Genomic DNA, 19316 nt, shown 5'->3' with positions numbered 1-19316 from the left:
CCCGCCCGCGACTGCGCAGTCGGCAGTGCGCACTGCTTGCGCAGCCGGGATCGGACCGTCATTCAACGCGGGCCGCGGAGCACAGCGGGTAGCCAGACCGCTGAAGCGGGCGGCCTCATTCCGTCCCGGAGTCCCCAAGGAGGGCGTCGCGGATCGAGGAAGCCACAACACGGAACGTTCCGGAGAATGCTCCGCCGATCGCAGCCAGGCCGGCCTTCTTCGCGAAGTCCTTCCGCTCCGAGGCCTTGTCCCCGGCCTCCTGCGAGGGCTGTGCCGGACGCCCACCGACCGCTGCGCCGGACGGATCCGGCCTGGGGATGCCCTGCTCGTTACTCACTGCTCCTCCAAGAGCTGTATCGGAATGGTGCGCCGTACCGGACCGGGACGGTGAAGAGGACGATGGAGAACCCAGGGGTTAGCCCCGCAACTCGACGTATCGAGGTGCACGGTCAGAGGAAGCACCGACCTCTTCGCGAGGGCCGTCCACGACCCACCACTCGTCCATGTCGGCTTCCGTCCGTTCCAGGGATCTCCCTCGGTGCCCCGACGGCCAGGCACGGAAAAACCCCTGCCGATGTGGCAGGGGCTCGCGTTGAGGCCAAGAGATCAGACCCGAGCCACCCATTCAATGGCGGGCGCGCAACACCTCGTGGCATGAGATGCGGCGGTGCACCGCGTCGGCCCAGACACACCTGAGCTGAACAACCCAGCGTCCTGCGGCCCCGAGCGACTACGCCGTGCGTGTGGCGCCTGATTGACGGCTGGTCGGCCCGACCACGGACCCGACCACGGCAGTCCAGCGCGCATGTTGCCGGATCGTGATCGATGGTCGGGGGTTGTGGCCGCCGCCCTGGTCGGCGTCGACGGGTGAGCTGCCTGTATGGATCTCACGCACGTCCCCTTGACCGCAGGCACCGGCCGTCTCGCTTCCGTGAGCGGTGTGGGATGTCCCGGCTGCCGCGCGCACAGCGCACTTGCGGACGCGCGATGAACGGAGCACGGATCCGTCGCGGCTCGATGGCCGCCGACCAGTTCACCCAGATCGCCAACGGCCTGTTCCGCGACAACCGCCTCAGCTACAAGGCGAAAGGAATCTTCGGGTACATCAGCACCCACCAGGACGGCTGGCAGGTGACCGTCGCCGGCCTCGTCCGCTCCGGACCCGACGGACGGGACGCGATACGCACCGGACTTCAGGAACTGGAAACCCACGGCTACCTGATCCGCGAACGCTTGCGCCGTACGAACGGCACCCTCGGCGAGATCGTCTACTCCATCACCGACCACCCCACCTTCGTCGACGCCCTCATGGCAGACGCCGCCACAGCACTCCACGCGCCGCCGGCCCCCAAGGACGGCCGGGGCGACTACGGCAAGGGCATCCGCCGCGGCGTGATGGCCAGCGACCAGTTCACCCAGATCGCCAACGGCCTGTTCCGCGACAGCCGCATGTCCTTCAAGGCGAAGGGACTGTTCGGACTGATCAGCACCCACCGCGAGGGCTGGCACATGACGGTCGCGGACCTGGCCCGGCGCGGCCGCGAGGGCATGGACGCAGTGACGACCGGACTGGAGGAGCTTGCGCGCTACGGCTTCCTGCAGCGAGACCGCGACCGCAACCCCGACGGCACCCTCGGCTCGGCAACGTACGTCATAACCGATCTGCCCGCCCTGCAAAGCACCAGGTCACAACCAGAGTCGGGAAATCCAGGACTGGATAACCCTACGTTGGCTGACCGCCCCACAAAGAACACCATCAGTAAGAAGACCAACAAGCAGAAGACCAGTTCCGTCCCTCCGTGCGCCCGCGGCGAGCGCACGAGTGGCCGCTCGGCTGCGGCTGCGAAGGGGACGGTGAGGCCGGCGCCGCAAGATCTGGATCCGGGCACCCGGCTGTTGCTGTCGATCGGGTCGGCCCACCCTGAACTGCTGCTGCAGGAGAAGGCCTTGTACGACCAGGGCCGGGTCATGACCGCGATGCTGGACGTCGGCTGGAGCTCAGAGCAACTGCGCCACGTCATCACCAGTCGCCCACTGCCGAGCAGGATCCGCACCTCCGTCGATGCGATCGTCGCCGCCCGACTGCGCTCCGCTCAGCTCTACCCGCCTCCTGTTGCCTGCGTCGACGACGTCGACCAGGGCGAGGCCTCGTGGGCGACACACCCCTCCACGACGTCCGCCGCCGCCCGCACGGTCGACCAGGCGATCACCTACCGGGCGCTCGTCGAATGCGCGGGCTGCGGCCGGCCCGGCACCGCCCCCGGTGAAGACCTCTGCCCGGCCTGCCTCGACTGGCCGCGATGCCGCACCTGCCCCGGGCCGACTCCCCGTCGTGCTCACCCCGAGGGCGACGGCCGCTGCGCCACCTGCACTTCCGCCCTGACCGCCGTGACCGACCTTCTGGAAGCGAGCACTTCATGACGGACACGCTCCACACACCCCGGACGGCACCCCAGCAACCTCTCCGTCCCTTCGCCCGCGATCCGCGACGGTGGGAGGAAGAACGATCTCGCGCGCTGCTGACCGGCCACCTCTGCCGCGACACCACGTGCGAACCCGCGCTCGTCTACGAGCGCACGGAGTGGGGCTGGCTGACCTGGACCGTGCCCGGTGACGGGACCCTGCCCGGCCTCCCTCGGCAGATAGGGGTGCTCACCCCGGGCGCGACGTTGACACAACGGCTCGCCGTGCGCTGGCTGACCCGGCGCCCCGCCAACCGCATCGCCCTGACCGCCACGAGCCCCGCATCCCTGCGGTTCTCCGCAGTCCTCGTGGGCGTCATCAGCCTCTTCGCCGCCCTGTTCGCCCTCAGCCGCGGCATCCCCGCCGACGTCGTGCTGCCGGCGATGCTGCTCGCCCCACTGCTCACCGAGCACCTGCCCGACCGATTCGACGACCGGGCCCGCGAGCACGTCCGCAGCGTCGAAGGCGACGCCGCCTGCCAGTACCTCCAGAGGCTCGCCGCCCTGCACACCTACCTCGTCCAGGCCGCCGCCGACAGCGACCGCTACGAACTGCGCCGCGCGGCCGAGATCGGCCAGAACCTGCTGTGGGACGCCGCTGACCTGCTCCAGACCCAGGACACCCGCACGGCCTCGCCTCACCTCATCGACCGGGAACGGCTGATGGTCCAGCTAGCCGACCAAGTCGCCCAGATGCTGGAGCGCACTCGCACTGAGGCCCGCTCCGGCGAAGCGAACCAGCCCCGCGGGCACGAAGGCCCGCTGGGCCCGCTCCCGCCCGGCTTCGAGCCAGCGGCACAACCAGGACCTCGACGCTCGCCGGGCATTTCACCGCTGAAGGGATACCGCCCCATGACCCAGGCCCAGTCCGACAACGCAGACCCCACCGCCGACGTCTACCTGCTCTTCGCGCACGAGCCGTACTACCCCGGCCCCGGCACCCAGGAGGTCAACGCCACCGTCGTCGCCGCCGGCTCGCTGCTCCACCCCCACGTGCTGCAGCCCGACGGCGCTCAGATCCACGACCGCCTCACCCAAGGGCGCCGGCCGGGCGAAATCGTCCCGCTGTCCACCCTCAATCACGAACTGAACGGCGGCGCCGACTGGCCGAAGGTCGGCGACTGGGAGAAAGTCACCACCGACCTCGTGCAACTCGTCCATGCAGGAGAGTGCGACGCCCTCAGCCTCGGCCTGCCGGATATCGCGCGCGCCCTGATCTGCACCGGACCCCACGGCCACGTCCGCACCTACGACCCTGCGGCCGGCGAACCCCTCGACCACGGGCCGACACAGCGCGACGAAGTCCTGGCCCAGATCGGCGCTTTCCTCGCCGACCTGGTGGCTGAGCGGGACCTGTGGCCCGGAGACAACCTGCTGCCTGCGCCGGCCCGTGACCAAGTCCGCTGATGTTCGGCTACGAACCGCGCGCCGTCTGGGCCGACCTGCGGCGACTGCTCCACCGACAAACAACCCCTGACTCCGCACACGCGGTCCGACCGCGAACCGTGCAGACACATCTCCCACCAGAGGAAGGAACCATGGCGAATCAGCCGCACCACCCCCCGCACCCGCACCCGGCCGACCCCGCTCCGCCTCCCTACGCGCAGTTCCGGCAACACCCGGGACAGGGATACGGCTACGCGCCGGGCTACGGAATGCCGACTACGCCGAGCACCACCGAGCCGGCCAGGCTGGCCAGCCTGGGTGCGCGCCTCGGCGCCCGGCTGCTCGACGTGATCATCTGGTATGCCGCGTACTTCATACCGGCCGTCCCGGTCATGATGTGGATCGACGAGGGCGGCGGCAGCACCGCGAGGACGGTGCTGTTCGCCTGGCTCGCAGTCTCCTTCGTCCTCTACTTCCCCTTCGCCGTCTGGAAGTTCGGCGCGACCCTGGGCAAGGCTGTGTGCGGGGTACGGATCGTGCGCCGGGAAACGGCCCACCCGGTGGGATTCTGGCGTGCACTCGGCAGGGAGCTGTTCTGGCTGTTCGCCTTCATCGTCCCGGTCCTCAGCCTGCTCAACCCGCTCTGGTGCTGCTGGGACAAGCCCTACCGGCAGTGCCTCCACGACAAGACCGCCGACACCATGGCCGCAGCAGCACCCGGACGGACGAAGTGACGCGGCCCCGGCGCCCGGCCCTTCACTGCTGCACCGCCCCCGCACCGAGCAGGGCTGAGAGGCGCCCCGGAAGAAGGCAACAAGGACAACAGGCCTTCGAGCACACCTCGTTGGCCGGCGAGCAGCCCGTCCGTGGTTGGATCTGCGGACGCCGGTCCATTCACGACAGGGAACGAGGAACGGGGACCATGCGAAAGACGCTTCAGGGCGCAGCCGCGCTCGTCACGGCTGTAGTGCTGCTGACCGGATGCGGCAGCGACAGCGAATCCGCCGACACCAGCGCGAAGGGCGACAAGGCCTCAGCACCGGCGAGTACGCCGCCGAAGACAGAGCCGGGCCAGGAGAACCACGAGGTCACGCTGCAGGTGAGCGGTGAAGGAACGACCCGGGTCATGTACCACGCGGCGACAGACGGTTTCGACGACCAGACGCTGCCGTGGACGAAGACGGAGACCGTCGAACTCACCGAAGCCCATCAGGAGGTGGGATACCTGGTGTCCGTGATCCCGGGCACGGTCAAGGCCGCCGACGGACTGCTGCAGTTCGCACCGTGCGTGATCAAGGTCGACGGCAAGCAGGTCGCGGACAACGACGGTGGCAAGAGCACCAAGGGCTGCAGCTACACGATCAAGTAGGAAACGGGAGACCGCGCACGGAACAGGCCGTGGTGCCCCGGGCAGCCTTCCCGGGGCACCACGGCGCCTGTGTCTACAGGGGCCCAGCACCCCTGAGGAGCCTCGGCACGATGGCCGGGGCGTCGGCGCCAGGAGCGGCCGCAACAGATCGCCCTCACGACAACCCTGCCTCCCGAAGTCAGCCTCCCTCGCCCTGCTGCCTTCGGCGGTGTGCTTCGATTCGCTGCCGTCGAGCGGCGGCCTCTGTCAGCGCACTGCGGTGCCGTTCGACGGCGTCGTATCCGCCGCCGCGGCGGCCCTCAAGGTCACTGGCGAGCAGGCTGGCGAAATCATTCGGCCCCAGTCCTCCTGAGGAAACCTGGGCGTACTCAAGCAGGTGGAGCAGCGCTTCCAACTCGCTGGAGCGCAGAGGTACTTCGACTATCGGGTCCTTGCCTTGCGGGGTCAGAGCGTCGAGGATGCGCCGGGAGTAGGCCTGGTCGCGAGCCGTCGAGAACCGCGGGCGAGCCTTGTATCCGGCAGAGTCGCGGGGCGGCACGTAGGCGGCCAGCCGCTGGAGCAGGGCGGGGAAGTCGCTGCCCTCGCTGCGGTAATACGGACGCTCCGTGCTCCCGGCCTGCTCGGGGCTGAGCCGGTAAGTGTCCAGAAAGGCTGCCACGCGCTCCGGTTCCGGCATCAGGCCGTTACCCATCCAGCGAGCATCCCCGTTGGGGGAATCAGGGACGTCCAAATTACTCAAACACCAGCCCGAGGTCCCTGCCCAGTGCAGATCGACGCCTCCACGGCCGTCCAGCTGCTCCGCGAAGCGCTTGGAGAAGTACAGCGTGCCTTCGACATCCGGGAAGACATGATCTTCCTCGGTGTACGGGCCGCAGCTGTGGACGAGGCTGATGGGGGCGCCCTTCGCCATCAGGTGCTCCGCCACCGCGATCATGTAGTGCTCGACATGAAACGCGAGGGTTTTCGACATCTGCTCGCCGGTCACGGCCGCCCCCTTCTGCCCGGCTCACCGGGATCCCGCCCCCAAGATCAGTTGTTGCTGTATCGAGGGTACGAGCTCACCACTCCTTCATGTCGGCCACCGAGCCGAAAGGGTCCGTAAATCACCCACCAACGCCGGGAGTTGCGAGCCGGGGCTCGCGCAGTCGCACTTGAGCTACCAGAAGGGAGGGCACCCGTGCCCACACCGGCCCACGCCCCTGCCGCGGAGGAGACCTCGATACTGTCGACGATGCCGTGAGCGACAATCTGCGGGCCGCCGTCGCCCGCTTGGTCCGCGACCGGCAGGCCGGCGCAGACGGCCGACCGCGACAGGTTCGATAATGCCAAATAGGCTCGGGTGGGGGTCCAGCCTGCGGCTCAGGTGCCTGACCAAAGCAGGGACGACGTGATCACAAGTCGGTCCACGGGCGAGGCTCACCCCCAGTCAATGGCACCCACACCGACCCCGATGGACCGTGCTCCTCGATGTCCTCCAGGACGACGGCTCCCAGCTGAACTTCACGGGCAAGGGCCGCGACGAGCGGGTGCTGAGCGACCATCGCCTGCAGATCGCTGATTCGGTCGCCCAGCCGTGCCCGGGAAGCGCCGGTGAGCACGAAGAGGACGCGAGGGAAGACCGGATACCAGCGCAGCCACGCCGGGCCGGTCGAGGCGGGCCTGCGTCGGCCGACAGGCTGGGCTTCGTACTGGAAGAGCCGCGCGTACTCGATCAGCTTCACGGCCAGGCGCTCGCTGCTCATAGTGCTGCGATCGACTTCCACGAACGCGCGCAGCTTCCGCCGGTGTTCGCCGTCGACGACGGTGTAGTGCATGACGGCATCCGCAACGAGCCGCTCGCCCTCACCGATGGGGTGAGCTACCTCAGGGGTCCAGTCCCACGGGCCGTGCTCGTGCCCGAGCCGGCGGGCATCTGCGGCGAACGGAAGGTGGGACCGTACGACGGTCAGTGTGTGCGGCGTCTTCAGCGACGCTGCGGTTGTCGAGGTGATGGGGTACGGCGGACGCCCCCGAAGGACAGGGAGATCGCGGGTCAGACGCGCCCCTTCCGGGGTGAGGTACCAGGCGTGCGTACGCGACCGGTCCGAGTCCGGCAGAGGGGTGAGGTCGACGAAGCCGGTCGAACGCAGCTTGTTCAGCACGCGGGAGAACAGCTGACGGGAGCTGTCTGGCCGCAGCATGAGCCGCAACTGGCCGGTCGTGGCCATGCGGTGCAGGGCGAGCGCGGTCAGGACCTGCAGACGCAGCGGTTCAGCGGGGCTCGGGGCCACCTCGGCGGCCGGAACACCTGATGTGGAACGAGTCATGGAGAGGAGACAACCCTCAGCCCCCGACCCAACCCCCGACCACGAGGCCCCGACCAAGGTCACGACCCAAGAACGCTCTCGTGGTCGGGGCCCACGGCCCCGACCACGAGACTGCGTGAGCTCAGAACCCGTCTTTGAACCTGCTTGTACGCAACAGCCGCGCCCAAAGTCACCTGATCGCACCGCCGATCAGATGGGCTACCGAGCAAGTCGGCGCGTCATCAACGTGATGGCTGCGAGGGTGAGCATCGCTTCGGAGTGCTCGGGCCGGGTCTCGTAGTCCCGGGCCGCCTTCTGCGCGAAGACTGTCCGCGTAAGATCACCGCTTGAGGGGTGGTGGCATGGCCATGAGGAACTACCGGTGGTGCGTGGCGATCGCGGTGGCTCTGCTGCTGGCCGGCTGTGGCGGTGGCGCGGAGAGCGACAGCTGGAACGGCAAGGCGGTGGCGCTCACGAAGGAACAGGTACGGGAGACGTTGCCGGATGGCGGGGCCATGAAGCATTGGAAGGAGTCCCATCGGCCCACGACCGTTGAGATCGACAAGCTCAACTACCGTTCGGAGGCCTGCCCCATCAAGGGCAACGCGGGCTGCGAGAACTCCCGCTTCTTCGGCGCCTCGACTTTCCGGCGCAACGACAACGCCGCCACCGTCACCGTCACCTTTCTGATCATCGCCTACGACAGCGAACAGGCTGCCCGTAAGGCGTACGACGTGCTCTGGGACGGCTACTACGGCAAGAAGGCGGGACAGCGGGCCAAGACGTTCAGCCTCGGCCCGATCGGAGACGAGCGCGACGCCCGGTTCGGTTCCTCCGGCTACTTCGGTGAGCCCGGCGCCGTGACCCAGACCCGGGTCGGCACGACGCTGCTGTGGACGCTGGCGGGTTCCGTGGACAAAGACACGGACGGCGTCAACGAGGACAGTGTCCGGGACCTTGCCACGGTGCTCGCCAAGCGGGCCCGACAGGCCCAGAACGGGGACGCGCCTTCCGCCGCACTCGACGGCTGACCGGGCGGCCACGCCGGGACCCGCCCGCTGCTGGAGAGCTCTTAAGCCGCAGTTCTTAGTTCAGAGAAGGTCGCCCGGACACGGTCGACGTTCTTGTGGTTCACCTCCCGCTCGTCCTCAGACAAACGGCGTCCGCGCATCTGCGGCACCAGGCGGCCGGTCGCGGCCACGAACTTGTGGCAGGCCCCGATCAGATCCAGGAAGTCGATAGTCCGGTCGAGCTGCCTCACCACCGGCGCGACCGGGCTCTCCGGCCGCCCGGGAACCAGTTCGACCTCGATGAGCTTCCGGTCCTCGACGACGATTTCTTCGTACCGCGCTCGGGATACGCTCCCGATCTTCGTGCTTGTGGGGCATGGTGCCCACCACCCCTCGGCACGGGACGCCGGCGCTCCCTCCGTCGGCGACAAATCCCGGCCTCTGCGGGCAGCATCCTGCCGCACGAGTGACTTCGGTGAGAACGAACACAGGTTCAAAGACGGGTTCTCAGGGACACCGGCGACCATGACGGATCACACGGAAGCGGCCCTGGAGGATCGGCGATGGCCGGTCCGCAGCAGCGGATGCTGCTGCGGGACGTGGTGGCGAGCCACGCCATGCCGGCCATCGTGCGACACCCGGCCCGCAAGGGACCAACGTCCAAAGCCGGCTGTCGCGTTCATGGGGCGGTGCGCGGAGGTCCGCTCACCGCCGGGTACTACTTCCTCGACCGCTGGGCGGCCTGCTGGAGGATGCGCCGGCGCGTCCACCGCCGGCGCCCGTTCTGGCGCCCGGCATTCTCGGCGACCCCGTCGGTGGTCTTCAGCAGCGGAAGGTTGCCCTGGGACAGGCTGCTGGAGAAGGAGCCAACGCTCTTGTACCCCAGCAAGGCGGCCGCCTTGCTCGCCCCCAGGAGTTCGTCGGGATCGCCGTCGACGGGAACGTCGGGCAGAGGCGGTGCCTCCTTGGCTCCGGCTCGTCTTCCGCGGCCGGGCCGGCTGGCCATCCACTTCTGCAGGGTTTGCACCTTCCAGAGCTGGCGGCGGTAAGGGTTCTCCGCCGTGCCCTTCTCTTCGACGACGTCCGGTTCGGGGAAGTAACCGGGGTGGTCGCGCACGAAGGTGGTGACCTGGTTGGAGTTCTTGTAGCCGAGGTACCTCGAGGCCTCCGCCGCGTTCAGCAACGTGTCCGGAGCGAGGGAGGGCGGTGCGTGTTCAGCGAGCCGTGCCGGCGCCCGGTGGGCGAACCACTTGGTGACCTCCGCGTGGTCCCACAGGCGGGCGCGGCCGCGCTTGTCGACAGGCTCGGGGAATGTCTCGCCGGCCGCGTTCTCAGCACGCTCGGTATAGAGGCCGGTGATCCGTGCGGATGTCAGGCCCTGTTCAGCCGCGATCTCGGCAGCGTCGGCCAGGCGAGGCTCACGGCGCGAGGTCATGGCAGAACCGTCCGTCCTGTCAGCAGTGAGCCGGCCAGCCCGACTCACAAAGCAAATAATGGCAGGAGTTTCGGTTGGAGGTCCAGCCCGCGGCTCAAGGTTTTTCCCCGACGACGCGCTCACGGCCCACGGCCTACTCCTCGGGGACCAAGCAGATACCGCGACGCGCGGCGGCCTCGGCCATCTCCGCATACGCCATGGCGGCCGGTGTCATCTCCCACTCGACCAGGGCCAGCAGCAGGATCACCTCGTCGCGGTCCTGCGAGGGATCACAGGGCATGCCGGCGGTGTCCGCGGCGAACATCAGATCCGCGGTGGCCAGCCCGCCGAGACGTGCTGCCACATCCCGGTGCAGGTCCTGAAGACCCTGCTGGTACAGCTCGTTCGCCTCGCTCAGGAGCAGCACCAGGTCCTCGCCGTGGCTGGCCGGTGCCGCCGCAGCGAGGTCGAGGATGCGCTGGGTCGTAGTCATCGTCATTGAGTATCCCTCCTGGATGGGGGTGAGCGCCGGTGTGGTGGTCAGCTGCAGCCATCGCACCCGGCGGCGCTGTGCAGGAGCTCGCCCGGCCCGGTCCGGGCCTTGGAGTCCCATGTGGGCGGCTTGAGCAAGGCGGCGTGGACGTCGCGCTCCATCCGCTCGAAGTCCTCGGTCTCCTCAACCTCGACGCCTGGGTCCGGGGCGTCGCGCCGACGGGACAGCGCGATGACCTCGGCCATGGTGATGTTCGGGTTGAACGGCACCTGGCGGACGCGTTCGACCAGCGCGCACAGCTCGGCGAGCCGCGGGCGGCGCCCGGCGGTCAGCAGTAGATCGCGGAGGTTGGCCAGGGTGCAGGCCGAGCACGAACAGCGACTGGAACCATGCCGGTCCTTGGCGCCGGGGTACGAGTCGTAGCACCAGTGGTAGGGCAGCCCGGCACTGATCGTGCGCTCCCAGACCTCCTCGGTGGTGACCTGGTGGGCGGGTAGCCACTCGTCGACGACCCGGGCCGAGTTGTCGGTCGTACGGCGCCACATCTCCCGGTTGCGGCGTTCCGTGCTTTCCTCAGCGCGCATCCCGAGCACGTTGGCGAACATCAGCGGGCCGTCCGTCTCCTTCCTGAGCGCGCGGACCTGCGGGGTGAACGCCTGGTACACCATCTTCGTCTTCCACGGGCCGGTGCAGGTGCGGGCCCGGCCGAGCCAGGGCCAGTCGCCTCGCTCCGCGATGAAGGTCAGCAGGTCGAATGGCACCCGTTCACCGTCGACTTCACGGCTGCGCCGGACCTCGATGTGCCGCTCGGGCGGCACGCCGAGGGCCTGGCTGTGCTGTGCGGCGAGTTCGCTGGCACTGGGCCAGCGGACTCCGTCCACGGTGACGGAGGGCCACTCCATCGGGCCCAGACTCGCGTGGGCGGTCCAGACGCGGTCGGTGACGCCGGCCTGGCGGGCGGCGTCCATCGCGATCGCTCCGGCCACGAGTCCGTCCTTCCCGCCGGACAGGTTGATGACAATGCGGTGCCGGGTCGCGGCGAACTCGACCGGGTCGGAGTACAGGGGGGTGGGGTGCGACATGGTTCCTCTTTCCTGGTGGGCGGGTTAGGGGGCGTCGCTGACGGGGCCGGTCTGGTGGGGCTGGGAAGCGGTGAAGTAGGTGCACTGGGCCTTGGGCGGACGGGCTTTGCAGTGCCAGCAGGGCCGTGCCTCGGGGTAGGCACGGATGTGGTGGTGGCACTGGTGTGCGGCGTACGAGCCGCTGGTGCGCAGGTGGGTGAGGAGGATGAGGTCGAATCGCGTGAGGGGAGCCCAGCCGGTGACGCCTCGTTGGGGGTGCGGGTACTCGGTGTCTCCGCCGGCGATGACGACGCTGCTGATCGACACGAGCAATTTGCTCTGGGCGGTGTCGACGGCGTGGATGCTGTATCGGGTTCGGTTCCCGGGCCGCGTCGACCAGGGGGCGGTGTCCTTGGGGCCGTGTGCGTGGCCGATCACGGGAAGGCCTTCGAGCTGGTGCACTGAGAGGGTCGGCGGCGGATTCCAGAGGGCGGGCATGGGTCTCCTCCTGAGGGAGCACGGGACAATGGGCGGCGACCCCGGCGGGCGGTACGGACTGCGCGGCTGAACAGCCCTCAGACCGCGATCGGTTCGGGGTCGGGCTGCTTGGGATAGGGCCGTTGGGCGGGGAGGCCGAGCTTGATCTGCTCGCGCTCGCGCCGGCTTCGGCCCAGCCGCCATACGTAGCGGTGTTCTGTGGACATACGCTGTGTTGCCTCAGGTCGTGTTGCGGCTGAGGGGGTCAAGTGGCGTACGAGTGGCAGCTGTTCTGGATTGGCGATGGGGGCCATCCCTCAGGAGACCGACCCGTCCCCGGTTGGGAAGACTTGCAAGAGCGCGAGCGGGCGCTCGGGCTGCGCGAGCGGCAGCCGATCCTCGTCTCGCCGGATGGCCGGGTCGATCCTCGGCTGAGTGAGTGCCTCCGACGCTCGGCGTTCTCGGCCAAGGCGCAGGGCACCCAGATCACGTACGCCCCGCTCTACCGACTGTTCTTCACGTTCCTGTGGCAGCGCGGACTGGACTGGGACGAGGCGTCGGAGGGCGACGTCGAGGACTGGGAGGACTGGCGCCGACGAGGGGCGACGAACCCGGCACCCGTCGACGGCGGAACGTGGGCGAAGGAGCAGGCCGCGTTGAAGCTGCTGTACGGCATCGCGGCCCAGCGCGGCCTCGTGCCGTCGAACCCGGTATTGCTCGCGTCGCCGTCGGACGTGAAGACCTCGGACGTGAAGTGGCTGTCGCCCCGTGCCTTTGGGCTGTGGCGCAACGTCGGGCTCGGCGGCATGCTGCCGGGCGGCCTGGAGGACGAGACATGGCGCGGCCGATCGGCCGGCCGGGACACGGCGTACGCCGACCTGATGTACTCCAGCGGCCTGCGGCGCCGTGAAGGTGGCACCCTGCTGCTCTGCGAGCTCCCGGCGCTCGGGCGACGGAACTACTACGCGGGCAGGGTGGGTCAGGCCGTGGCAAAGCGGGCCGGCTACACCTTCTACGTTGGCCATCCGGCGCTTCAGCGCGTCGAGGGCTACCGAGTGAGCACGCGCGCCTTGTCGGTGGCCCGTGCGCGACGGCGCGGCGTCTACGACCGGCTGCCCGACCTGCGGATTATCGAGCGGGTCAGCCGGGCGGGCCGCGTGCAGTGGAGAAGCCGGGACGGGAGTACGGGCGAGAGCGCGCTCGGGAGGTTGACGGCCGTCGATCGGATGCGGCTGTTCGTCGACGGCGAGGACGGCCTGGAGCCGGCGATGCTGTGGCTGACCGAGGGCGGGCTGCCGCTGCGGTACATGAGTTGGACGAAAATTTTCGAGCGGGCGAGCGATCGGTGTGCCGCCGCGGGGCTCGACGTCTTCGCGACGCCGAAGATGCTGCGGCATTCCATGGCCCTGCGGACGCTGATCGCGCTGCACAACGCGCTGGATCGTCGGCTCGGGCTGACGCCGGCCGAGCGCCTGCACTACGAGGAGGTGTACGGGCAGGTCTGGCTGATGGTCAAGGACATGCTCGGGCACCGCAGCGAGCAGGTGACGCGGGATGTGTACCTGGAGCCGGTGCGCGGGCTGCAGCTGGAGTCGCTGCTCGGCGACGACGACAACCCCGTGAACGCGGAGAAGATCGCGGAACTCGCGGCCCGTACGGGCCTGATCCTGGACGCGGCGTGAGCGGGCGGGGGCGCCGGGCGGCGCTGCCGCCGACGGACTACCGCAAGGCGCCGGTGCTGGACGCGGACGGCCTGGTCATCCGCCCGGTCAGCGGCGCCGGGACGCCGCTGGGCGTGTACGACTTCCGGGACAGCCCCGGACCCGTCGACTTCCGTCGGGCGCTGGTGGCCGGGCTGGCCGCGCAGGGCCGGGGCTGGGGCAGCGAGGACACCTACCAGACGAACGCCAGCACGCTGAGGCTGCTGTTCAGGGACGCCGCAGCGGCCGAGCCGTCCGTCGCCGCGACCGAGCAGATCACGGTGGAGTGGTGGAAGCAGTGGACCGGCGACATCCACGTCCGCCGTGTCCTGGCCGCGGTCGTCCGGCGGGCGCCCGGGGTGCCGGAGGCGACCCGGGTGTTCCTTCAGACCCCGCGGCGCCGGCCGCCGTCCCGGCGCGGACGGCCTCGCAAGCAGGGCCATACCCGGGAGGAACTGCGCCGGATCCGGGACGCGGCCGCCGCGACGGTGCGTGCCGGGAGGCTGCGGATCGCGGCGAACACCGCGGTCCTTCAGCGGTGGCGGGCAGGGGCGATCGAGCGTGGGGACGGCGACTGGCCCCTCGGTGAGGTGCTGGACGTGCTGGCACGCACCGGGGACCTTCCGCGCTACCCCACCGACCAAGCGGTGACCGCGTACGCGGAGCGCGCGTGCGGCTTCGAGGGCAACGCCGCCTCGCTGAGCCGGCTCTTCGCGACGCCGGCGGAGATCGGGGCGGCGGCCGTGCTGTTGATCGTGCACGAGGCGTGGAACCTGTCGGTGCTCAAGAAGATGGACGTGCCCACCTGGTGGCCGAACGCGGACCGCGAGGACCCTGCCGTGCACCAGGTCGACACGGACAAGGCGAGGCGTGGCCGTCGCCGGCACGCGAGCAACACGCTCGTCGACGTCGGCGAGGGCTCCAGCGGCCGGGCCCTGCGGCACGTGTTGGAGCTGACCGCGCCGGCCAGGACCACCCTGGAGGCGCTGGGCCGCCCGACGACGAAGCTGCTGGTTGGCCACCGCGGCCTGGGCGGAGGTGAGAATCTGCGCGACTACGCGCTCGGTGCCGCTCTGGACGGGGCGATCCGGCGCTGGCAGCAGCAGGTCCGCGCTGGCGGCGTCGACTTGCCCGCCCGGGTGAACTCCCAGGCGCTGCGCCACAGCGCGCAGGCGCACCACGGCCGGGCCCGCAACAACACCCAGGCTACCCACGAGCGCGACTACCAGCTCCAGGACGAAGACGTCCGCGCCGCCTCGCGCGGCGCGGTGGAGCTCGGTCTGGCCCAGGCCCTGGCCTCCGCCCGGCAGACGGTCGCCATGCGCCTGGTCGCGGAGGCCGACGCCGAGGGCGAGGTGAGTGCCGAGCTCGTGGCCAAGGAGGCCGGGATTGACCTGGAGGTGGCGCGCCGGATCGTGGCCGGCCGGCTGCGCACCCCGGTCGCCTCGTGCGCGGACTTCCTCAACTCCGACCACAGCACGGCCGGGATGCCGTGTGCGGTGTCGTTCCTGCTGTGCTTCGCCTGCCGCAACGCGGTGGCAACCGGCCGCGACCTGCCCCGCATCGCCTACCTGCACCAGGCGCTGGAGTCCCTGCGCTCAGCCGTGACATCGGCGGTGTGGGCCGCGGACTGGGCGACGCACCACGCGCGGATCGGCGACTTCCTGACCACCTACACCACCACCGACGCGCGGCCCCAGTTGGTCGCCGCCGTGGCCGACAGCGAGCGGGATCTTATCCACGCGATGCTGGAACGGAGGCTCGACCCGTGAGCGCGTCCTCGCCCCTGCCAGCCGGCCCGGAGGTCGTCGACCCGGCTCCGGACACCTTCGTCCTCCCGTTCAACCGACTGCGGCCCGGCTTCGACCCCGAGCAGCTGCCGCGCTTCCGTGACCTGGCCTGGCGCCTGGCGCTGATCAGCCCAAGGGAGTCGAACCGCTCCCTGGTCATCGACTGGAGCCGCTGCCCCGCCGGGCTGCGGCCCGGCTTGATGCGCGCGGCCTTCGCCGAACTGAACATCCCGACCCCGGCCGTGTTGCTTCAGCAGCGCGCCTCACGCTCCACCACCCAACCAGGCACCCTGCGCCACAACTTCCAGATCTGGACCCGCTTCGCCTCTTGGCTCGAGGAACGCGGCATCACCGAGCTCTCCAAGGTCACGACCGACGACCTGGAGGCCTACGCCGAGCACCTGCGCCCGCTCGGCCGCCGGTGGCGCACCGACGCCAAGGCCCTGTGGGCCATCTCGAGACTGTGGGCCTACGCCCCCTACCTGCCCGAGAGCGACCGGCTGGTCATGCCGCCGTGGGAGGACCCGGCCGCGGTCATGTCCGACTTCCTCGGCACCAACGACGACACCCCCAACGGCGAGAACAGCGTCGCGATCGTGCACCCGGCCGTCATGGCCCCGCTGCTGGTGTGGGCACTGCGCACGGTCCTGGACCTGTCCCCGGACATCCTGGCCGCGGCCCGCGAGCACCGCCGGCTGCTCGCCGCGATCCCCGACCGTGCTCCGCTCGGCGGCACCGAGGTTACGGTAGCCCACCTGCGCGGTCTGCTCGCCGCCGGGCAGAAGCTACCCTCCAGCGGTGCGCCCGGCGCCACGGCCGTGCGCGCCCGCTTCGGCGGGGCGCTGCCGCCGATGGCCAACACCTTCCTGGCCGGCACCCTCGGCGTCACCACCTCCCAGGTTGCCCGCGCCCGCGGCATCCTGTCCGACGAGCTCACCGCAGCCGACTTCGGCCCCGCACCGCGCCTCAACGTTCCGCTCGCCGCCCGGATCGGCGGAGCCCCGTGGCGAGAGGCGGTCGGCTTCGACGACGTGGACACCCTGATGTTGCACCTGTCCACTGCCGCCCTGATCTGCTGCGCCTACCTCTCCGGCATGCGGCCCGAGGAGGTCCTGGCCCTGCGCCGCGGCTGCTGCACCCGCGTGGAGCGCAACGACGGCACCGTACGGTTCGAGGTCCGCGGCCGGCACTTCAAGGGAGTCCTGGACGAGGACGGCAACGCGATCGGCGAAGGCGAACAGCGAGCGGACCCCTGGATCGTGCTGGAGCCCGTCGCGCGCGCCATCGCTGTCCTCGAGGAACTCGAAGACGGCGAGCAGCTGTTCACCCGCACCCTCTACCGGTACGCCAAGGGCACCTGCATGCCGCGCACCGGCCTGTCCTCCGACACCGCCGTGGAACGGATACGCGCCTTCACCGCCTGGGCCAACCAACTCGCCGCCGCCCACGACCGGCCTCACGAGCTGGTCCCGCCCGATCCCGACGGCGCCATCGTCCTGCGTCGCTTCCGCCGCACCGTCGCCTGGTTCATCTACCGCCAGCCCGGCGGCCGGATCGCGCTCGCGGTTCAGTACGGACACGCGGCCACCGCCATGTCCGAGTCCTACGCTGGCCGCTCGAAGGCCGACATGCTCGAGGTCCTGGACCAGGAGAAAGGCCTGGCCCTGGCCGAGACCCTCACCGAGGCCGGCGAACGCATCGCCGCCGGCGAGAAGGTCAGCGGCCCGGCCGCCCACCGCTACCGCGCCGCAGCCGCCGAGTTCTCCGACCGCTACGCCGGGACCTACCTCGGCAAACGCGAACTGCGCGCGCTGGTCGCCAACCCCCGCCTCCAGGTCTACGAGGACCCGAAGGCGTTCCTGACCTGCAACCACGACGCGTTCACCGCGCTGTGCAACCCGGATCGCGACCGGGCGGGCGACGGCGGACGCAGCACCCCCGACCTCTCCCGCTGCCACCAGGCGTGCACGAACATCAGCCGCACCGACAGCCAGATCACCGCCCTGCGAACCGAGGTCGCACGGATCAACGCGGACGCCGACGCCGGCCTCGCCCCCTACCCCATCGCCGCCCGCGAACAGCAGCGCAAGGGCCACCTCACCGCGATTATCCGCCGCCACGACGCGCAACAGCCAGCCGACACCGACGTTGAGGAGCGACGATGAACACCCCCGCCGCGGCCGCCTCCGGCCCGCGCGACGGCGCGGCGCTGGCCGAGCTCGTTGGCGACGCCCTCGCCCACGCCCAGGGCCACGCCGACAGCGAGGATGCCGCGGAAATCAGAGCCATCACCGACGCCATGGTGCGCCTGCTGATCGGCGCCCCGCTGCACTCCGACGGCAAGCTGACCGTCGTCTCGCTGGCCACCGAAGCCGGACTCCGCCGCAACAAGCTCACCCACAAGCACACCGGCCTCAAGGACCTGTTCTACGCACTGGTCAAGGCCCGCACCCCCGTCCCCGAAGCGCTGCCCGACTCGGCGCGGGCCCGCGCGGCCAAGCAGCAGAAGGACCTGGCCCGCGTCCGCGCCGAACGCGACGAGCTGCGCGGACAGGCGCAGCTCCTGGCCCGCATCGTCCACGTCCTGGAGATCGAGAACAGCCAGCTCAAGGAGACCAACGCGTTCCTGGAGCAGCAGGTAGCCGCCCAGGCATCCGTCCCCGACCTCACCCGCCGTCGGCGCCGACCCTGACCCCGGTGTCAACGCCGAGCGACGGCCCCCCTGGTGCCGCCGCTCTTGCGTACGGGGTCCTACAGGCCGAAGGCCCCGCCCTTGATGGAGATGAGCAGACCGATGCCGATCAGGACGACAGGCAGCAGGACGTGGCCCCAGCGGCTGAGCACCTTGGCGATCACCGGCCGGGCGGCGAAGGACCGGCCGGGCCGCAGTCCACACCGCGACCCGGATCAGGAAGACGACCGCGTATACGCTCATGCCGCCGACGCCAGCGGTGGCGAACACGGGCACGTAGACGCCGATGTTGTCGCTGCCATTGGCGAAGGTGACCGCGGCGGCCTCCAGCGGCCTGGGGCCGCGCTCGGCGTTCTCCTTCTCCTCCGGGTCGTTCCGGTGCCGCCCACTTCATCACAGAACGACACGAACAGTTACGTTACGTGGCGTAGTGGCTGCAGATGTCATAAAGTGGGGTCTGGCCGTCGTAGTGCTAGTTGACCACCGTGCCGAGGGCAGTTCCGCAGTGTCGGCCGACTGCTGAGAGAGGGTGATGGGATGAGAACGGTCACGCCCTCACGGGAGGACGTCGTTGCGGCGGTCGCCTTGGTGGACCAGGTTGACCTCGCGCCGATCAACCGCAAGTTGCAGCATGACGACCCGGAAGCATGGACCGAGGAGGCCCTCGGCGAGGCCGAGCAGAAGTACCGCCGGTTCCTGGTGCTGAACCTGCTGCACCCGCACACCACGCTCTCCGTCGACCGCGCGCTCGACGAATACTGGCACCAGCACATCCTGGACACGCGTAAGTACGCCGAGGACTGCGAGCGTCTTTTCGGCTACTTCCTCCACCACGACCCGTACTTCGGCCTTGACAAGGGCGGCGACGAGTGGCTGGAGAACATCGCGATGTTCTCGGCGACGCAGGATCTCTACGAGGAAGCTTTCGGTGAGCCGTACTCGACGAAGAAGCGACTCACAATCGACAAGACGGTCGGCGGTGCCGGATCAGCGGACAATCCGGAGCGGATGTATGCGTTTCCGCAAGCGTGCAAGAGCGGGCAGCACTGCAACAAGATCATCAGTCCGGAAACCTTCAACCCGGAAATCCCGGACCTGCCGCGGGAGCCGATCATGCCCCTGCCGCTCGAGCAGCCGGGCGAGTAGATAGTCCGCGAGTCTGGAAGGAAAACGACGC

The 19316-nt window shown here is 69.7% G+C and carries 18 protein-coding genes and 1 pseudogene; 10 read left to right on the top strand and 9 right to left on the bottom strand.

Annotated features, from left to right (window positions below):
* Window positions 1–987 precede the first annotated feature (987 nt).
* From P8T65_RS00405 to P8T65_RS00390, 4 genes are all read left to right on the top strand, one after another.
* Window positions 988–2421: a hypothetical protein gene (locus P8T65_RS00405; RefSeq protein ID WP_316723414.1), complete on the top strand. Its 1434-nt coding sequence runs from the start codon at window positions 988–990 to the stop codon at window positions 2419–2421.
* Window positions 2418–3869, top strand: a complete 1452-nt coding sequence (locus P8T65_RS00400) for a hypothetical protein (protein WP_316723413.1) — start codon at window positions 2418–2420, stop codon at window positions 3867–3869. Before P8T65_RS00405 ends, P8T65_RS00400 begins: the two co-directional genes overlap by 4 nt.
* Window positions 3870–4000: 131 nt before the next feature.
* On the top strand, window positions 4001–4582 hold the full coding sequence (locus P8T65_RS00395; protein WP_316723412.1) for an RDD family protein: 582 nt from the start codon (window positions 4001–4003) through the stop codon (window positions 4580–4582).
* Window positions 4583–4770: 188 nt separating this feature from the next.
* Window positions 4771–5217 (top strand): hypothetical protein, encoded by a 447-nt coding sequence (locus P8T65_RS00390; protein WP_316723411.1) that lies wholly within the window; start codon window positions 4771–4773, stop codon window positions 5215–5217.
* Between the two features lie 178 nt (window positions 5218–5395).
* On the opposite strand, the gene P8T65_RS00385 is transcribed toward P8T65_RS00390, so the two are convergent.
* The 3 genes and pseudogenes from P8T65_RS00385 to P8T65_RS47100 all read right to left on the bottom strand — a co-directional run.
* Complete coding sequence (locus tag P8T65_RS00385; RefSeq protein ID WP_316723410.1) at window positions 5396–6202, bottom strand: DUF6292 family protein; 807 nt, start codon at window positions 6200–6202, stop codon at window positions 5396–5398.
* 406 nt (window positions 6203–6608) lie between these two features.
* Window positions 6609–7523, bottom strand: a complete 915-nt coding sequence (locus tag P8T65_RS00380) for a replication-relaxation family protein (protein ID WP_316723409.1) — start codon at window positions 7521–7523, stop codon at window positions 6609–6611.
* Window positions 7524–7724: 201 nt separating this feature from the next.
* A pseudogene (locus P8T65_RS47100) lies at window positions 7725–7823 on the bottom strand (IS5/IS1182 family transposase); the annotation flags it as partial.
* A gap of 41 nt (window positions 7824–7864) precedes the next feature.
* On the opposite strand from P8T65_RS47100, the gene P8T65_RS00375 reads away from it, so the two are divergent.
* The gene (locus tag P8T65_RS00375) at window positions 7865–8533 is read left to right on the top strand and encodes a hypothetical protein (protein ID WP_316723408.1); all 669 of its coding nucleotides are present in this window, start codon (window positions 7865–7867) and stop codon (window positions 8531–8533) included.
* A gap of 41 nt (window positions 8534–8574) precedes the next feature.
* Here the strand turns inward: P8T65_RS00375 and P8T65_RS00370 are convergent, their stop codons facing one another.
* From P8T65_RS00370 to P8T65_RS00345, 6 genes are all read right to left on the bottom strand, one after another.
* Window positions 8575–9039: a DUF6192 family protein gene (locus tag P8T65_RS00370; protein ID WP_316723407.1), complete on the bottom strand. Its 465-nt coding sequence runs from the start codon at window positions 9037–9039 to the stop codon at window positions 8575–8577.
* Window positions 9040–9230: 191 nt separating this feature from the next.
* Window positions 9231–9947, bottom strand: a complete 717-nt coding sequence (locus P8T65_RS00365; protein ID WP_316723406.1) for a hypothetical protein — start codon at window positions 9945–9947, stop codon at window positions 9231–9233.
* Window positions 9948–10080: 133 nt separating this feature from the next.
* Window positions 10081–10419, bottom strand: a complete 339-nt coding sequence (locus P8T65_RS00360; protein ID WP_316723405.1) for a hypothetical protein — start codon at window positions 10417–10419, stop codon at window positions 10081–10083.
* Between the two features lie 47 nt (window positions 10420–10466).
* Entirely contained in the window at window positions 10467–11501 is a 1035-nt protein-coding gene (locus tag P8T65_RS00355; protein WP_316723404.1) for a phosphoadenosine phosphosulfate reductase, read from the bottom strand.
* 24 nt (window positions 11502–11525) lie between these two features.
* Window positions 11526–11978: a hypothetical protein gene (locus P8T65_RS00350; RefSeq protein ID WP_316723403.1), complete on the bottom strand. Its 453-nt coding sequence runs from the start codon at window positions 11976–11978 to the stop codon at window positions 11526–11528.
* A gap of 77 nt (window positions 11979–12055) precedes the next feature.
* Window positions 12056–12184 (bottom strand): hypothetical protein, encoded by a 129-nt coding sequence (locus P8T65_RS00345; protein ID WP_256965015.1) that lies wholly within the window; start codon window positions 12182–12184, stop codon window positions 12056–12058.
* A gap of 123 nt (window positions 12185–12307) precedes the next feature.
* Here P8T65_RS00345 and P8T65_RS00340 point away from each other — a divergent pair, with 123 nt between their 5' ends.
* From P8T65_RS00340 to P8T65_RS00320, 5 genes are all read left to right on the top strand, one after another.
* Complete coding sequence (locus P8T65_RS00340; RefSeq protein ID WP_316723402.1) at window positions 12308–13639, top strand: integrase; 1332 nt, start codon at window positions 12308–12310, stop codon at window positions 13637–13639.
* Window positions 13636–15429 (top strand): hypothetical protein, encoded by a 1794-nt coding sequence (locus P8T65_RS00335; protein ID WP_316723401.1) that lies wholly within the window; start codon window positions 13636–13638, stop codon window positions 15427–15429. Before P8T65_RS00340 ends, P8T65_RS00335 begins: the two co-directional genes overlap by 4 nt.
* Window positions 15426–17612, top strand: coding sequence for a hypothetical protein (locus P8T65_RS00330; RefSeq protein WP_316723400.1), 2187 nt, complete (start codon window positions 15426–15428; stop codon window positions 17610–17612). Before P8T65_RS00335 ends, P8T65_RS00330 begins: the two co-directional genes overlap by 4 nt.
* Entirely contained in the window at window positions 17609–18139 is a 531-nt protein-coding gene (locus P8T65_RS00325) for a hypothetical protein (RefSeq protein ID WP_316723399.1), read from the top strand. The genes P8T65_RS00330 and P8T65_RS00325 overlap by 4 nt, the downstream gene beginning before the upstream one ends.
* 537 nt (window positions 18140–18676) lie before the next feature.
* The gene (locus tag P8T65_RS00320; RefSeq protein ID WP_316723398.1) at window positions 18677–19285 is read left to right on the top strand and encodes a hypothetical protein; all 609 of its coding nucleotides are present in this window, start codon (window positions 18677–18679) and stop codon (window positions 19283–19285) included.
* Window positions 19286–19316 lie beyond the last annotated feature (31 nt).

It is taken from the genome of Streptomyces sp. 11x1 (genome assembly GCF_032598905.1).
GTDB lineage: Bacteria > Actinomycetota > Actinomycetes > Streptomycetales > Streptomycetaceae > Streptomyces.
The sequence above is the reverse complement of the archived record's forward strand: the minus strand, read 5'-3'. Positions and strand labels throughout refer to the sequence as shown.

What these genes read in the sequence shown, in the direction of transcription:
- P8T65_RS00405 (WP_316723414.1), top strand. Translation starts at nt 988, where the DNA reads ATGAACGGAGCACGGATCCGTCGCGGCTCGATGGCCGCCGACCAGTTC.
- P8T65_RS00400 (WP_316723413.1), top strand. Translation starts at nt 2,418, where the DNA reads ATGACGGACACGCTCCACACACCCCGGACGGCACCCCAGCAACCTCTC.
- P8T65_RS00395 (WP_316723412.1), top strand. Translation starts at nt 4,001, where the DNA reads ATGGCGAATCAGCCGCACCACCCCCCGCACCCGCACCCGGCCGACCCC.
- P8T65_RS00390 (WP_316723411.1), top strand. Translation starts at nt 4,771, where the DNA reads ATGCGAAAGACGCTTCAGGGCGCAGCCGCGCTCGTCACGGCTGTAGTG.
- P8T65_RS00380 (WP_316723409.1), bottom strand. Translation starts at nt 7,523, where the DNA reads ATGACTCGTTCCACATCAGGTGTTCCGGCCGCCGAGGTGGCCCCGAGC.
- P8T65_RS00375 (WP_316723408.1), top strand. Translation starts at nt 7,865, where the DNA reads ATGGCCATGAGGAACTACCGGTGGTGCGTGGCGATCGCGGTGGCTCTG.
- P8T65_RS00370 (WP_316723407.1), bottom strand. Translation starts at nt 9,039, where the DNA reads ATGGTCGCCGGTGTCCCTGAGAACCCGTCTTTGAACCTGTGTTCGTTC.
- P8T65_RS00365 (WP_316723406.1), bottom strand. Translation starts at nt 9,947, where the DNA reads ATGACCTCGCGCCGTGAGCCTCGCCTGGCCGACGCTGCCGAGATCGCG.
- P8T65_RS00360 (WP_316723405.1), bottom strand. Translation starts at nt 10,419, where the DNA reads ATGACTACGACCCAGCGCATCCTCGACCTCGCTGCGGCGGCACCGGCC.
- P8T65_RS00355 (WP_316723404.1), bottom strand. Translation starts at nt 11,501, where the DNA reads ATGTCGCACCCCACCCCCCTGTACTCCGACCCGGTCGAGTTCGCCGCG.
- P8T65_RS00350 (WP_316723403.1), bottom strand. Translation starts at nt 11,978, where the DNA reads ATGCCCGCCCTCTGGAATCCGCCGCCGACCCTCTCAGTGCACCAGCTC.
- P8T65_RS00345 (WP_256965015.1), bottom strand. Translation starts at nt 12,184, where the DNA reads ATGTCCACAGAACACCGCTACGTATGGCGGCTGGGCCGAAGCCGGCGC.
- P8T65_RS00325 (WP_316723399.1), top strand. Translation starts at nt 17,609, where the DNA reads ATGAACACCCCCGCCGCGGCCGCCTCCGGCCCGCGCGACGGCGCGGCG.
- P8T65_RS00320 (WP_316723398.1), top strand. Translation starts at nt 18,677, where the DNA reads ATGAGAACGGTCACGCCCTCACGGGAGGACGTCGTTGCGGCGGTCGCC.